16 protein-coding genes are annotated in these 14,276 nt (G+C 71.4%); 8 read left to right on the top strand and 8 right to left on the bottom strand.

Going from position 1 to position 14,276, the window contains the following annotated elements:
• Positions 1–500: 500 nt before the first annotated feature.
• Genes E1266_RS17980 through E1266_RS17970 form a run of 3 tightly spaced genes read right to left on the bottom strand, consistent with a single transcriptional unit; the run spans position 501 to position 2,080 of the window.
• Positions 501–680 (bottom strand): hypothetical protein, encoded by a 180-nt coding sequence (locus tag E1266_RS17980; protein WP_132048390.1) that lies wholly within the window; start codon positions 678–680, stop codon positions 501–503.
• A gap of 17 nt (positions 681–697) precedes the next feature.
• Positions 698–1,324 carry a class E sortase gene (locus E1266_RS17975; RefSeq protein ID WP_243718535.1) on the bottom strand — a complete coding sequence of 209 codons (627 nt, stop codon included), beginning with the start codon at positions 1,322–1,324 and terminating at the stop codon, positions 698–700.
• An 18-nt stretch (positions 1,325–1,342) separates the two neighbouring features.
• On the bottom strand, positions 1,343–2,080 hold the full coding sequence (locus E1266_RS17970) for a DUF881 domain-containing protein (protein WP_132048388.1): 738 nt from the start codon (positions 2,078–2,080) through the stop codon (positions 1,343–1,345).
• A gap of 80 nt (positions 2,081–2,160) precedes the next feature.
• On the opposite strand from E1266_RS17970, the gene E1266_RS17965 reads away from it, so the two are divergent.
• The gene (locus tag E1266_RS17965; protein ID WP_229808258.1) at positions 2,161–2,418 is read left to right on the top strand and encodes a cell division protein CrgA; all 258 of its coding nucleotides are present in this window, start codon (positions 2,161–2,163) and stop codon (positions 2,416–2,418) included.
• Positions 2,419–2,511: 93 nt separating this feature from the next.
• Here E1266_RS17965 and E1266_RS17960 read toward each other — a convergent pair whose 3' ends face one another.
• Together E1266_RS17960 and E1266_RS17955 are read right to left on the bottom strand one after the other, a co-directional pair.
• Entirely contained in the window at positions 2,512–3,411 is a 900-nt protein-coding gene (locus E1266_RS17960) for a rhomboid family intramembrane serine protease (RefSeq protein ID WP_132048386.1), read from the bottom strand.
• A gap of 55 nt (positions 3,412–3,466) precedes the next feature.
• Positions 3,467–3,991: a peptidylprolyl isomerase gene (locus tag E1266_RS17955; RefSeq protein WP_132048384.1), complete on the bottom strand. Its 525-nt coding sequence runs from the start codon at positions 3,989–3,991 to the stop codon at positions 3,467–3,469.
• Positions 3,992–4,165: 174 nt separating this feature from the next.
• On the opposite strand from E1266_RS17955, the gene E1266_RS17950 reads away from it, so the two are divergent.
• Together E1266_RS17950 and E1266_RS17945 are read left to right on the top strand one after the other, a co-directional pair.
• Positions 4,166–4,672 carry a hypothetical protein gene (locus E1266_RS17950; RefSeq protein WP_132048382.1) on the top strand — a complete coding sequence of 169 codons (507 nt, stop codon included), beginning with the start codon at positions 4,166–4,168 and terminating at the stop codon, positions 4,670–4,672.
• A gap of 148 nt (positions 4,673–4,820) precedes the next feature.
• Entirely contained in the window at positions 4,821–5,630 is an 810-nt protein-coding gene (locus E1266_RS17945; protein WP_132048380.1) for an acyltransferase, read from the top strand.
• Between the two features lie 223 nt (positions 5,631–5,853).
• Here the strand turns inward: E1266_RS17945 and E1266_RS17940 are convergent, their stop codons facing one another.
• Entirely contained in the window at positions 5,854–7,314 is a 1,461-nt protein-coding gene (locus E1266_RS17940) for a DEAD/DEAH box helicase (RefSeq protein ID WP_132048378.1), read from the bottom strand.
• 210 nt (positions 7,315–7,524) lie between these two features.
• Complete coding sequence (locus E1266_RS17935) at positions 7,525–7,971, bottom strand: rhodanese-like domain-containing protein (RefSeq protein WP_132048376.1); 447 nt, start codon at positions 7,969–7,971, stop codon at positions 7,525–7,527.
• 104 nt (positions 7,972–8,075) lie between these two features.
• Here E1266_RS17935 and E1266_RS17930 point away from each other — a divergent pair, with 104 nt between their 5' ends.
• Positions 8,076–9,095, top strand: coding sequence for a helix-turn-helix domain-containing protein (locus E1266_RS17930; RefSeq protein ID WP_132048374.1), 1,020 nt, complete (start codon positions 8,076–8,078; stop codon positions 9,093–9,095).
• Positions 9,096–9,103: 8 nt separating this feature from the next.
• On the opposite strand, the gene E1266_RS38050 is transcribed toward E1266_RS17930, so the two are convergent.
• Positions 9,104–9,244, bottom strand: coding sequence for a hypothetical protein (locus E1266_RS38050; RefSeq protein WP_165966123.1), 141 nt, complete (start codon positions 9,242–9,244; stop codon positions 9,104–9,106).
• A gap of 453 nt (positions 9,245–9,697) precedes the next feature.
• Between E1266_RS38050 and E1266_RS17925 the strand changes: the two genes are divergently transcribed.
• From E1266_RS17925 to E1266_RS17910, 4 genes are all read left to right on the top strand, one after another.
• On the top strand, positions 9,698–11,077 hold the full coding sequence (locus E1266_RS17925) for an iron-containing redox enzyme family protein (protein WP_132048372.1): 1,380 nt from the start codon (positions 9,698–9,700) through the stop codon (positions 11,075–11,077).
• A 145-nt stretch (positions 11,078–11,222) separates the two neighbouring features.
• Positions 11,223–11,663 carry a Rieske 2Fe-2S domain-containing protein gene (locus E1266_RS17920; RefSeq protein WP_165966122.1) on the top strand — a complete coding sequence of 147 codons (441 nt, stop codon included), beginning with the start codon at positions 11,223–11,225 and terminating at the stop codon, positions 11,661–11,663.
• Between the two features lie 56 nt (positions 11,664–11,719).
• Positions 11,720–12,856 (top strand): 50S ribosomal protein L11 methyltransferase, encoded by a 1,137-nt coding sequence (locus E1266_RS17915; protein WP_165966121.1) that lies wholly within the window; start codon positions 11,720–11,722, stop codon positions 12,854–12,856.
• Positions 12,853–14,274: an iron-containing redox enzyme family protein gene (locus tag E1266_RS17910; protein ID WP_132048366.1), complete on the top strand. Its 1,422-nt coding sequence runs from the start codon at positions 12,853–12,855 to the stop codon at positions 14,272–14,274. Before E1266_RS17915 ends, E1266_RS17910 begins: the two co-directional genes overlap by 4 nt.
• Positions 14,275–14,276 lie beyond the last annotated feature (2 nt).

The raw sequence follows: 14,276 nt of genomic DNA, 5'->3' as shown, positions 1-14,276 counted from the left end.
CCCGGCATCCCCGGCATCCCAGGCGGCGACGGATAACTCCCGAGCGTCGTCTCCCTCCGCCCCCAAGGCCAGAGGGAGACGACCCAACGGACCACAGCAGCACCCGGATACGGACGAGATGAGGACGCCGCGAACACCGCAGACGACGACGTAGCGCGGCCAACCCCTACAACCGAGGGCCACTCCACAGCCGCACGGCCCCCAGCCACCACCCCGGCCACGCGACAACGTGAACCGTCGCGATCGCGTCCGAAGGCAGGTTTCGAGCGAAGCAAGAAACCTGATCGCGCAGCGAGCCCCTAGGCGAGCCGGAGCGATGCAGCGATCGCACGCAGTGCCCGCCGAAGGAAGGGCCCCCAGGGCCCGACCGCCAAGGGCACTGCAATAAGAACGAGGGTTTCCGCCACTCGGGGGCAATGGCGGAAACCCTCATCATGGTTTTCGTCCGTAGGGCGTAGAACGTTACGGATTTCAACTGAATATTTTTCGCGTCCTGGCGATCAGGGGGTCGCGGTGGGGGTGGGGGTGTCGACCACGCCGTCGTCGAACTGGACCTTGGGTTCCAGCCAGGGGAAGACCAGGTACCAGAGGATGGCGGCCACGGCGATGACGAGGCCCAGGGCCGTGGCGGTCTTGGTCTGCCAGGTGCCCGGCAGGTGGCGCCAGATCCAGGCGTACACGGGGGTCTCCTAGGGGGCTATGTCCGCTTCACGCGGGGCACCGCCGACGCCAGCTCACCGAAGATGATCATTCGTTTGGCGGCGGAGAACTTGGGGTGGCAGGTGGTGAGGGTGATGAGGCGTTCGGTCGGCTTGCGCTTGGGGTGGCCGGGGACGGGGGCGGTGACCTCGGTCGCGGCCGGTTTCACGATCTTGCGGTCGGTGACCTTGTAGACGTACTGCTGCTCCCGGGTGTCGATCAGGATCTCGTCGCCGCGGTCGAGTTCGCCGAGCCGATTGAAGGGGGCGGAGTAGGTCGTCCGGTGCCCGGAGACCACGAAGTTGCCGAGCTCGCCGGGCAGCGCCGTCCCCGGGTAGTGCCCGGGGCCCTTGCGGAGGTCGTCGCGGTCCACGCCCTCGATGACGACGAACTTCCAGTCCTCGCCGAAGCGGGGGATGCGGATCATGGCGAGGCCCTTGCCCAGCTTCACCCGCTCGGTGGTGACCTTGGACGCCTGCCAGGTGTCCAGCATCTCGTCGCCGAGGCGGTCCTGCTGGTCCTGGGTGTACCGGCCGGTTCCCCACAGCCCGTAGGTGACGAAGAGCATGAAGACCAGGCCGGCGGTGATGGTCAGTTCGCCCATGCCACGGATCAGCGTCCGCACCGGGGTGCACCCTCCTTCTCAGTCCGGCACCGTAGCGTGCTTCATCGCCACGTTGCCGGTGTAGGGCGGCAGCGTGGCCCTCCGCACGGTCCGCACCGAGTAGCCGAGCCCGTACGCGCGGACGTACCTGCGGTAGACCGCGATCTCGGGGGACGTGCCGAGCGCCGCGCGGAGCCGGTCCGGGTCGCCGACGGCGGTGATCCGGAACGGCGGGGAGTACACGACGCCCTGGAGGATCAGCGTATTGCCCACGCAGCGGACGGCGCTCGTCGAGATCACCCGCTGGTCCATGATCTGCATCGCTTTCGCGCCGCCGGCCCACAGGGCGTTCACGACGGCCTGGACGTCGCTCTCGTGGACGACGAGGTCGTCGGGGCGGACGTCGCGGGGCAGCGCGCCGGACTTCGGCAGCGGCGCGTCGTCCAGCGAGACGCGGAGCGCGGGCCCGCTGAACGGGGTGAAACCGGCGCGGACCGCGAGCCGGTCGGCTTCGGCGCGGGCTTCTTTCACCCTGGCGTCGTGACGTCCGGCCGCACGCGAGATACGGTCGATGTCATGGCGGAGGCGCCGGTACTCGGCGCGCTCCTCGCGGCTCCGGCGCTGCTCCGCGGCGATGAGCTCGGTGATCTCGGTGCGGCCCTGCTCGCGCAGGCTCGTGCCGCGGGCCGTGCTCGCGCTCGCCGCGAACAGCGTTCCCGCGAGGAGCGTGAGGACCGGGATGATGCTTCCCCACGCTGGACGCCGTACTCTGCTCACCAGCGACTACGCTAACCGACAAAGCACCCATGCGCGGTCCGGCGCTCCGGCCGCCGGACGCCCGAGGAGATCGACCCACCGTGGCCAAGTCCAAGACGCGTAAGAAGGCCGTCTACACGCCCCCGCAGAAGTCCAAGGCCCCCGAGGTCAGCCCGCGCTGGCTGGTGCCGACGATGGTCGCGCTGTGGCTGGTCGGCCTGGCCTGGATCGCCGTCTTCTACGTGACGGCGAGCACCGGCACCGAGGTGCCGTACATGACCGACCTGCACAACTGGAACCTCGGCATCGGCTTCACGGCGATCATTCTCGGCGTGATCCTGTCCACCAAGTGGCGCTGAGGGTTATCCACAGGTAGGGGGCGCCGGGCACCGGTTGTCCCCAGGTTGTCCACAGGCGCGGACGCCCATCGCGGGGCGTCCGCGCGTTCGCGGCTACCCGACGGACGGGCTGAGCTCCGCCGTCCTGACGACCACCAGGGCGGTGAGCAGCGCGAGGGTGAGCAGCGGCGCCCCGATGTGCAGCAGGCGCCGCTGCGCGGCCGGCGCGTACGCGTACGCGGCCGCCAGCACCGCGCCGACCACCAGGCCGCCGACGTGGCCCTCCCAGGAGATCCCCGGCACCGAGAACGTGATCACCAGGTTGATCACCAGCAGCACCACGATCGGCCCCACCGGCCCGCCGAGCTTCCGGCCGACCACGAAGAACGCGCCGAACAGGCCGAAGATCGCGCCGGACGCGCCGACCGCCGACGCGGACGGGGCGCCCACCATGTACAGCAGCACCGAGCCGCCCAGCCCCGACAGCACGTAGAGGGCGAGGAACCGCCACCGGCCGAGGACCTGCTCCAGCGCGGGGCCGATCGCGTACAGCGCCCACATGTTGAACAGGATGTGGGTGATGCCGAACGTGCCGCCGCGCTGGTGCAGGAACATCGTGGTGAAGAGCCGGTACCACTCGCCCTCGGCGACCCCGCCGACCTCGCCGTCGGGCAGCAGCCCCCGGCCGAGCATCATGAACTCCCAGACGACCCGCCACGACGCGAGCTCGGCGAGGTACGCCAGCACGCAGGCGGCGATGAGCGTGTAGGAGACGACGGGCACCGCGGACGTGGAGCCCCGCGCGCCGATCGGCGTCCGCGGCACCGCCCCGCGGATGCTCCGGTTGCCCTCGGCGACGCATTCGACGCACTGGTGTCCCACCGCCGCGTCCCGCATGCACTCGGGGCAGATGTAGCGGTCGCACCGCGTACAGCGCACGTACGTCTCCCGGCCCGGGTGCCGGTAGCAGGTCGGCACCGAGGTCTCGGGAGCGGGACTCTGATCTGTGCTCATCTGGGCTCCGTGGGGACCGGTCTCACGCGTTCTCGGCTCTCACCGTATGAAACGTCTAACGGCGGTCGATCGTCACCGATTGGATGACGACGTCCTCCCGCGGGCGGTCGCCCCGGGCGGTCGGGACCTGGCCGATCCGGTCGACGACGTCGGTGCCCTCGATCACCTTGCCGAAGATGGTGTGCCGGCCGGTCAGGTGCTGGGTGTGCCCGACGCTGAGCGTGATGAAGAACTGGGAGCCGTTGGTGCCGGGCCCGGCGTTCGCCATGGCCAGCAGGTAGGGCCGGTCGAACTTCAGGTCGGGGTGGAACTCGTCCTTGAACTCGTAGCCCGGCCCGCCGGTGCCGGTGCCCAGCGGGTCACCGCCCTGGATCATGAACTGGCTGATGACGCGGTGGAAGACCGTGCCGTTGTAGAGCGGCGCGTCGGACTTCTGGCCGGTCCGCGGGTCGTGCCAGGTGCGGTTGCCCTCCGCGAGGTCGACGAAGTTCGCCACCGTCTCGGGGGCATGCTCCGGGTAGAGCTGGATCACGATCTTGCCGAGCGACGTGTTGAGCGTCGCGAAGATCTCATTGGCCACGCTGGCCACCTCTCATGGAGTTGGTCGGTCTGTACGTCTGGACTTGGGGTCTCCGGCCGCGCCCCGAAATGTCACCCTGCGTGTACGGGCGGTGGCTCATCCGGGGTTTACCCCCCTGACTTCGGGAAGGCTGCACGACAGGACCTCGCAAACAGGGAGGTTAGCGTGTCCCTAATGATCAGTATCCGCCGAAGGCCGCAGGAGGAGGTTCTCACGCGGCTCGACCGCGTGCAGGAGGCCGCCCGCCAGGCCGCCCGCCAGGGCACCGGCATGTACCGGCAAGGCGCCGAGATGTGCCGGCAAGGTGCCTCCTCCGCGGCGGAGCGGATCAGACCCGCCGCGGACGAGCGTGTCATGGCCGTCCGCGGCTGGAGCGCACCGAAGCTCCGGCAGGCGGCCCGGTACGTGGAGACCGGGCTCGCACCGCGGGTGAGCACGTTCTTGACCGACACCGCCCACCGGGTGGAACCGCCGCGGCGGTCCAAGTCCGGGCGCGGCGCCTTCATGGCGATGATGGGCGTGGTCACCGCGGTGGGCGTGGCCGGTGTGGTCGCCACAAGGCGCGGCACCATCCGCGATCTGACCAAGGGTTCCGGTGAGCACGCGGGGGACGCCACGTCGGCGGACTCCATGACGGTCACCGGCGCCGATGTCGACGGTCAGGTGCATTCTCCGCAATAGCGCGGGGACTGCGCGTTTCCGGTTGAAGGGCCCGGCCGTGCACGGCCGGGCCCTTCGCCGTGCGCGGGCGGATCGGCGCGGCGGGGCGGGGCCCTGCTCTTCCGTCCCTCCTGTCCCACGGTTGCTACCAACCGGTACGGTGAACGCCATGTCGCCGAAGCGCTCGCTCCCGCAGGTGCTGGCGGCCCGGGCCAGGCTCCGGGCGCGCCAGGGCGTGCACACGGCCGTGCACCGCACCTGGACATGGGTGCAGCGGCACGGCGAGATCACTCCGCACACGCCGGGCCGCCGCAAGTTCGCGTACCTGGGCGAGGGCGCCTGCATCGGCTTCCCCGTCGGGTCCATCTACGGCGAGCCGTGGATCTCGATCGGGGACCACACGCTGGTCGGCACGCACGTGACGATCTCGGCGGGCTTCGTGCCCGGCCTCGACCTGGGGCCCGACGTCGTCGTCCGCATCGGCGCGAGCTGCTCGCTCGGCCGCGGCACCCACATCGTCGGCCACCAGTCGATCGAGATCGGGGACGACGTCTTCACCGGCCCCAACGTCTACATCACCGACCAGAACCACACCTACGGCGACCTGCACACGCCCATCGGGCGGCAGTGGCCGGAGAACAACCCCGTCGTGATCGGGGACGGCTGCTGGATCGGCACCGGCGCGATCATCCTCCCCGGCACCCGGCTCGGCCGGAACGTGGCCGTGGCGGGCGGCGCGGTCGTCCGCGGCGAGTTCCCCGACCACGCGGTCATCGGCGGCGTCCCCGCCAGGATCCTGCGCAGCCACGACAAGGAGAACGGCTGGCAGCCCCCGCTGCGCAGCGATCCCCTCATGTCGCTGGACGAGCTGGCCGCGCTCTCCGTGGACGGCCTCGAAGGGCTCCAGGTCCTCCAGGACAAGCTTCGCGAGGAGAACGAGGCCCGCAGCGAGAACGTCCTGCGCGAAGAGGCCGGCTGACCCCGGCGGGGAGGGCCTGGCCGCTGAGAAGCCGGGCGACGACGACGCCCGCCACGACCAGGAGCGCCGGCACGTAGATGAGCGCCGGCGTACTTCGCCGGCCTGCGATCTTCCTCATCGGTGGACATGCGGCGGGCCCGTCGGGCTCCTCGCGATCCGGACCGTGGGCGGACGCACGAAGCCCCGCCCGGCGCGTGCCGGGCGGGGCTTCGGAGCGGACGGGTCAGTTGTAGCGGGCGGGACGGGCGGTGCCGCGGCGGCCGCCGTGCGAGCCGCCGCCCGTGCGGGGGCCGCCACCGCGGCGCTCGCCGCCGGAGTAGGACGCGCGGTGCTCGCCGTCACCGCGGGGACGGCCGCCGTCCTGGCGGTCGTAGGGGCGCGAACCCCGGCCGCCGCCGAAGCCGCGGCCGCCGCGGCGGCCGCCGCCCTGGCGGCCCCGGCCGCCGCCGCCCTCGCGGCGGGCGCGCTCGGGGATGATCGGGCCCTCGATCGGGATGCCGGACGGCGGGCGGGCGCCGGTCAGCTTGACCAGCTCCGTGTCGCCGGTGGTGACCCGGGTGCGGGGCGCGTTGATGCCGGCGCGGCGCGTCATCGCGGACGTGGCGCGCACCTGGTGCGGCAGCACGAGCGTGACGACCGTGCCGCTCTCGCCGGCGCGGGCGGTGCGGCCCGCGCGGTGCATGTAGTCCTTGCTGTCCGCGGGCGGGTCGACGTGCATGACGAGGGACACGTCGTCCACGTGGATGCCGCGGGCGGCGACGTCGGTGGCGACCAGCACGCTGATCGAGCCCTCGCGGAACTCGGCGAGCGTACGGGTGCGCAGCCCCTGGCTCTTGCCGCCGTGCAGGCCCGCCGCGCGGACGCCGACCTGGACGAGCTGCTTGGCCAGCCGGTCGACGCCGTGCTTGGTGCGGGCGAACAGGATCGTCCGGCCCTCGCGGTTGGCGATCTCGGCGGTGACGGCGGCCTTCTCCTTGGGCGCGACCAGCAGGAGGTGGTGCTCCATGGTGTCGACGGACTCGTCGACCGGGCCGATGGCGTGCGTCACCGGGTCGTGCAGGTAGCGCTTGACCAGGACGTCGACGTCCTTGTCGAGGGTGGCGGAGAACAGCAGCCGCTGCCCGCCGCGCTTGGCGGCGTCGAGGATGTCGGTGACGTCGGGCAGGAAGCCCATGTCGGCCATGTGGTCGGCCTCGTCCAGCACGGCGATCTCGATGTCGGACAGGTCGCAGGCGCCCTGCCGCATCAGGTCCTTGAGGCGGCCGGGGGTGGCGACGAGGATCTCGACGCCGCGGCGCAGCGCGTCGATCTGCTTGAACATCGAGGTCTGGCCGATGACGGTCTTGAAGCGGAGCCCGAGCCCGCGGCCGAGCGGCTCCAGGTTGGTCTGCACCTGCTGGGCGAGCTCGCGGGTCGGCACGAGGATGAGCGCCAGCGGGCGCTTCGGCGCGGCCTTGCGGCCAGATAGGCGGGCGAGGAGCGGCAGACCGAACGCGAGGGTCTTGCCGGAGCCCGTCTTACCGCGCCCGAGGACGTCGCGCCCCGCCATGACGTCGGGGATCGCGGCGGCCTGGATCGGGAACGGGGAGTCGATGCCCTGACGGGTCAGGGCGGTCACCAGCACCGGCGGCAGGCCGAGCTCGGCGAAAGAGGGAACCCGCTCTTCGTCCGCGGTCGCGGGCATGGACGGGTCCTGTGCAGCGGCAGCTGTGGTCACGCATTACCTTCCGAGAGGGGGGCACGTCTCGGGAGGCACCACGGAGTGAGTGGGCTACAAGGACGAGCCTGACGCCATGGGGGCGCCGAGAGTGATTCCTAGAGTCTAACGTCGCCGGACCGCCTCCTTATGCCCTGTCCCCGCCGGAACATTCGGCGTCAGCGGTTTCCGGGCGTGTCAGCAGTCACAGGAGACGGCGGTCACGGGGGCGGTGAGCGGGTCGGGGGAGCGCCGGACGACCCCTTCGCCGGTCTCGACCGGGAGCCCCTCGCGGGCCCAGTACTCGAAGCCCCCGATCATCTCCTTCACCGGAAATCCTAGCTTGGCGAACTCCAGGGCGGCCTTCGTCGCACCGTTGCAGCCGGGACCCCAGCAGTGGACGACGACGGTCGTGCCCACGGGCACGCGCGTCGCGGCACGGCCGGCGATGTCGGCGGTCGGCAGGTGGACGGCACCCGGGATGTGGCCCTGGTCCCAGCTTTCGGTACTGCGCGTGTCGACGACGACGATGGCGCCGGTGCCCATGTGGGCCGCCACGTCCGACACGTCGGTCTCGAACGACAGGCGGGCGGCGAAGTGGCGGACGGCCTCCGCGCTCGACGCGGCAGGGGGAAAGGCGCTCATCGGTGCTCCTCGGCCTGGGGATCTCCTGCGGGCGTCTCAATCCTGCGGTTGTGGCGATCCGGCCGAACAGTGGCGTAAATGCCTGCCCTCGTTAAGATTTCGCCATGCTCGTGACTCCCCCGGCGCGGCGGCACACGGTGACGGTGCTCGCGTTCGACGGGATGGCGCCGTTCGAGCTCGGCCTGGTCGTGGAGGTCTTCGGGCTGCCCCGCCCGGAGGTGGATGTCCCCTGGTACGAACTGCTGGTCTGTTCGGCGGAGCGCGGCCCGATGCGCGCGGTCGGCGGATTCACGATGACGGCCGAGCACGGCCTCGACGCGTTCGCGTCCGCGGACACGGTCATGGTCGTCGCCGTGCCCGACGTCCGGAGCGACCCCGCCCCCGAGGTCGTCGCGGCGCTGCGGGCGGCGCACTCGCGCGGCGCCCGCGTCGTGTCGATCTGCTCGGGCGCCTTCGCGCTCGCGTCGGCGGGCCTGCTCGACGGGCGCGAGGCCACCACGCACTGGCGGCACGCGGACCTGCTGCGGCGCCGGTTCCCGCAGGTCCGGGTGACCCCGGACGTCCTGTACGTGGACGGTGAAGACGTCCTCACCGGCGCCGGGAGCGCGGCCGGGCTCGACCTGTGCCTGCACCTCGTCCGCAAGGACCACGGTGCCCGGGTCGCGAACGCGGTGGCGCGGCGGCTGGTCGTCCCGCCGCACCGGGAGGGCGGGCAGGCGCAGTTCGTGGAGTCGGCCGTGACCCCGCCCGCGGCGGACGACGCGGTCGCCCGCGCCATGGCGTGGACGCTGGCGCACCTCGCCGAGCCGATCACGGTCGCGCGGATGGCCCGGGAGGCGCGCCTCGCGCCGCGCACGTTCCTCCGGCACTTCCACCGGCAGACGGGGACGAGCCCGCTGCGCTGGGTGATCGCCCAGCGGATCATGGCCGCCCTGCCGCTGCTGGAGGAGGGCGGTACCCCGGTCGAGGAGGTCGGCGCCGCGGTCGGCTTCGAGAGCCCGGCGACGTTCCGGCACCATTTCGCGCGGGCGATGAAGACCTCACCGTCCGCCTACCGCCGCACCTTCCTGACCTCGGGCCTGACCTCGGGCCTGACCCCGGGCCGGCCGAGCCCGCGCCGCTGAGCAGGGCTTTACCGGGCGGGGACGGGGCTCTGGCGGTCGACCCCGCGGGCGATCACCATGACCGTCTCGTCGAAGGCGGCCCCGCCGTAGCGGTCCCGTTCCGCGGCGGCGGGCGCCCTAGATGTCCACAAGCTGCCGAATACGGTCATCTAAGCGGGGAGACCCCCCGATTAGTGTCCGGCGGGTGCGTCCGGCCCGCCGCCGGGAGACGCCACCGGGCTCCGGAGGGCGCCGCGGACGGCGCAACACCGAGGTCAGCGCATCCGCAAGGAATGCCGACCGCGCCGGCGACCGCGCCCGGGATGCGGAGACCACTAATACGGCGGCGGCCTGACCGGTACCGCCGCGCACAAGAGTTGCCAGATCATCTTCCCAATGAAGGCAAAGTTGATCATTGATCAGATCAGCTGCCTTTGTTAGCGTGCCACCGCGTGGGGGGACTCTCTGTTCACCATCCGGGAGAGTCCTATTCCACTGCAGCAACGCCCGACCTACCCGCCAACGAACCGCAAACCGTTCTTGCGTTCTTTTCCGTCACCATCGGGAAGGCGCACTCAACTACACCCGGCCCCATGAAGTAGTCAGGTGAACGGTATAACTAAATGACAATCCAATCTGCCGAGGAAGAAATCGACCGCACCCTGGGGAAGCGGATCATCTCGTTCGCCCGCAGCCCGCTCTTCCAGGGTGACGCCCAGGTACTGCACCCTCCCAACCCCTACCGCCGGATGCTGGTCCCGGACGCGCTCGCCGAGGCCGACTTCGACCGGCCGCCGTCCGCCGGCGAGTGGGCCGCACACCGCTCCCTCAGCGCGCACCGGCTGCTCGGCACCTTCTATGAGGCCGAAACAGTGCTGCTCCCGGAGCAGGGACTCGCCCCCCTGCACGCCGACTTCGACCTCTTCTACGGCTCTGAGCTGCGCGAACTCCGCGAATCGTCCGTCTCGGCCCTGGAGCGTTTCGCGTTCGCCTGCCTCGACGACGCCGTGGACGTCAGCGGCGCCGCCACCCCCGAGATCCTCGACGCCTACTTCCAGCACGTCGTCGCCGAGGCCGAGAACGGTCCATCGCCCGCGCTGGCCGCCATCGCCGCGGCGCGCGACCGGGAGAGCGCCGCCGACCTGTACCTGGTGCAGCTCGCGCTGGACGGCCTCACCGAGGCGTCCGCGATGTCGCGCAACCTCGCCGGCGCCTACGGACCCGAGCAATCCGCCCTGTTCAAGATCTTCATCGACGAATTCGGGTACGGGGTCTACGACGCCAAGCACACCACCATCTTCGCCAAGATGCTGCGCAGCCGTGCCATGGCGACCCATGTGCACGCGTACTGGAACTTCTACCTCGCCGGCCCGCTGGCCACGAACAACTACTATTACTACCTGTCCCGCGATCACGCCAAGTTCTTCCGGTACGCGGGTGCGGTGACGTATGCGGAAGCGGTTTTCGCGCCCGCGTTCGTGGAGATGGTGAAGGTCTTCCGGGACATCTTCGGGGATAACGTCGATCTGCATTACTGCGATGAGCACGCGCATATCGACGAGCACCACGGGCGCATCACCAGGGAAGAGGTGCTGCTCGCGCTGGCCGCCAGGCACGGGCCGCGGGTCGTGCCGGAGCTGATGCGCGGCGTCGCCGAGGCCAGGCTCATCGGCGGCTGGTTCGAGGACGACACCGCGGCGCAGATCCGCTGGTCGGACGACCTCCCCCGGCACCGGGACCTCGCGGGAACGGTCCGGCTCGGGCCGGAGCCGCGGCGGGTCGCGCTCACGCCGGACAGCCCGTTCGGGACGCGGAGCCATGACGACTCCATGGTCCTGGAGGTCGAGCGCGGCGAGGCGGAGCTCATCACCACCCCGACCGGCCCGCCCGAGCGGCTGGCCCGCGGCGACGCCGTGCTGATCCCGGCCGGCCGGCTCTACGGCGTGCGGTCGACGGCCGCCGCATGCGACTACCTGCTCCATGCCGTGACCCCGGACGGCTGATCCGACTCCCGGGCGTCGTCCGGAACGGCGTCCACCGCTTCCGCAAGTCGCCGGTGAGCCGCACACCTCACCGGACACCCGACCCCGTACCCCGGTTTCGCATGCCCGCGCCATGCCGGTGCCGTCCCCCGACCGTCACCCGGCCGTGCCCGAACGACAAGAGGAGCAGATGGCCCGCGTCATCGTCATGGATCTGAGCCGCCACAACACCGTGCTGGTCGGCCACGACCGCTACTTCGTCCTGCACACGGAAGGGCGGGCGCTGCTGGTCCTCGACCGCTGCCCGCACCGGGGCGGGCCGCTGAGCCTGGCCCGCCGCACCCCGGACGGGCGGCGGCTGAGCTGCCCCTGGCACGGCACCAAGGTCGGTGTCGCGGCAGTGAAGCGCACCAGCCTGCCGATGGTGCGCAGCGGCGACGAGGCCGTCGTCGTCCTCCCGGACGGCGACGACGAAGCCGGCGAACCGATTTCGGTCATCCGCAAGGAGGTCCTCGCCAACCTGCCGCCGGACGCGCCCTGCGCGGCCGAGTCCGCGGGCGAGGCGGCCGCCGGTGCGGCCGGCGCCGGGGAGGACGCGCGCCGATGACACCGCACAGCGCCGCCAGCACAGCATCACCTGGTCCGAACCGAGGAGGCACGGTTGTGGAACCGACAGAATCCGACCTGATGGATCCCGTTCCGGAGATCCACGCCGACGACGACCTGGAGCTCGCGCAGTTCCTGCGCTGGGGACGCGACCTGCACCACCAGGGCCGCTACGAGGACGCCGCCAAGGCGTACGAGCTCATCCTCGGCCTGGATCGCGACAACGAGGAGGCGCGGATCGGCCGGAACCGCGCCGTCCGCCGCGCCGTCCCCCGCTGGCACTGGGAGATGCTGCACGACGAGGAGCGCGCGGAGCTCTACGACCGGGCGATCCGGCAGGCGGTGGCGGCGAACCCGGACGCGCTGGTGCTGGACATCGGCGCCGGCTCGGGACTGCTGGCGATGATGGCCGCGCGGGCGGGGGCGCGCCACGTCGTGGCGTGCGAGGGGCAGGAGCCCGTCGCCGAGACGACCTCCCGGGTCGTGCGGGTGGCCGGATACGACGACGCGGTCAGCGTCGTGCCGAAGATGTCCACCCGGATGACGGTGCCGGAGGACCTGCCCCGGCGCGCCGACCTGCTGGTCACCGAGATCGTCGACTGCGGGCTGCTCGGCGAGGGCATCCTCGGCACGATCGCGCACGCCCGCGAGCACCTGCTCGCCCCGGACGCGACGATCATGCCCTCGCGGGGGCGGATCATCGCCCAGCTGGTGGAGAGCGAGCAGCTGTTCCGCAAGAACCACGTGGGCAAGCTCTACGGGTTCGACCTGGCGCCGTTCAACCGGCTGTCGACGCTGGAGTACTTCGACTCCCGGCTCCACCGGCACGAGCACCGGACGCTGTCGGACCCGCTGACCGTGTTCGACTTCGACTTCCGCACCGCGGACGCGACGCCCCGCGGCAACGAGCTCCGGGTCCGCCCCACCGCCGCCGGCAGACTGCACGCGATCGCGTTCTGGTTCGAGATGGAACTGCTGCCGGGGATAACGCTCGACAACGCGCCCGGCCACGACTCGCACTGGAAGCAGGCCATCCAGTGCCTGCCCGTGCCCGTGCTCGTGCAGCCCGGCGAGCCGGTCGTCCTGGACGCGGTGCACGACGGGGAGTGCGTCCGGTTCACCGTCCGCACCGGAAGCGAGCCCGGCGCCCAACCGGATGTCACGGAGCGCGATGTCACGGAGGCGGCGCGATGACGATCACCACGACGGGGCGGTCCACCGCCTTCGCGGAGTACTGCGCCCAGCGGATCTTCCAGCCGGGGCCGGAGGTGTTCATCGAGGGGAACCCGTTCCGGCGGCCGATCGGCCCGCCCGGCACCGGCGACCGGGACTTCTCCGTCCCGGCGACCGAGGCGGAGTTCCTGAGCTCCGGGCAGCTCATCGCGGGGCGGGCGCTGTGCAACGCCTACGAGAGCGACATGATCCTGCTGCCCGCCGAGGGCCTGGCGCCGGTCAAGGGCGACTTCGACCTGTTCTACGGCGACGAGGTGCGGCGGCTCCGCGACCAGGTCCGGCCCGGCCTGGAGCGCTACGCCTTCTCGTTCCTCGACGACGCCGTCCCCGTCCCGCCGGTGCGGACGCTGGACGAGCTGCAGGCGTACTTCCTCGCCGAGGTCGGCGAGGCGGGGGCGCCGGCCGATGCGTCCGGGAACAACCCGGCGGTGGACGCGGCGGCGCCCGTGACCGGCACGATGCGGGCCATCACCGAGTGCCGGCACCCGGAGGAGGCCGCGGCGCTGCACCTGATCCAGCTCGCGCTGGACGCGCTGACCGAGGCGTCGGCGATGGCGCGCAACCTGGGCGGGTCCTACGGCGCCGAGCAGTCCGAGCTCTTCAAGATCTTCCTCGACGAGTTCGGCTACGGGGTGTACGGCGCCAAGCACAGCACGATCTTCAAGGAGATGCTGGCGAGCGTCGGGCTGCGCACCGACCTGCACGCGTACTGGAACTTCTACCTGACCAGCTCCCTGGTCGGGGTGAACTACTTCAACTGGCTCACCGAGGACCACCGCGGGATGTTCCGCTACATGGCCGCGGTGACCTACCTGGAGTGGCTGTTCGCCCAGGGGTTCGCCGACACCGGGGCGATGCTCCGCGCCGTCTACGGCGACCGGGTGGACGCCAAGTACTGCGACGAGCACGCGCACATCGACATCCACCACGGGCGGATGACGTACGAGAACCTCCTGCTCGGGCTGGCCCGCACCCACGGCGAGCTGGTCATCCCCGAACTCGTGCGCGGGATCGAGGACACCAAGCTCCTGCTGCGGCTCGGCGACGCCGACTTCCGCGCCCAGATCGCCTGGGCCGACACCCTCGACGACCACACCCGGGCCGGGGCCTCGCTGGCGTCCGCAGGGCTGGACGACGCCGAGTCGAGCACCCTCCGCCCGGACGACCCGTTCAGCACCGGCGTGCACGACACCGACCGGCTCATCGAGGTCACCGCCGGCGAGGTGGACGTGTACGCGTGGGCCACCGAGAACCCGCACCGCCTGGGGAAGGGCGACGTGCTGCTGGTGCCGCGGGGCCGGCTGCACGGGCTGAAGGCGGCCTCGCCCGAGGCGCGCGTGACCGCACGAACCGCCGAAAGGACGTCCCACGATGGCTGAGA

It is taken from the genome of Actinomadura sp. 7K534, from assembly GCF_004348575.1.
Lineage (GTDB): Bacteria > Actinomycetota > Actinomycetes > Streptosporangiales > Streptosporangiaceae > Spirillospora > Spirillospora livida.
This window is presented reverse-complemented; position numbering and strand designations above follow the sequence as displayed.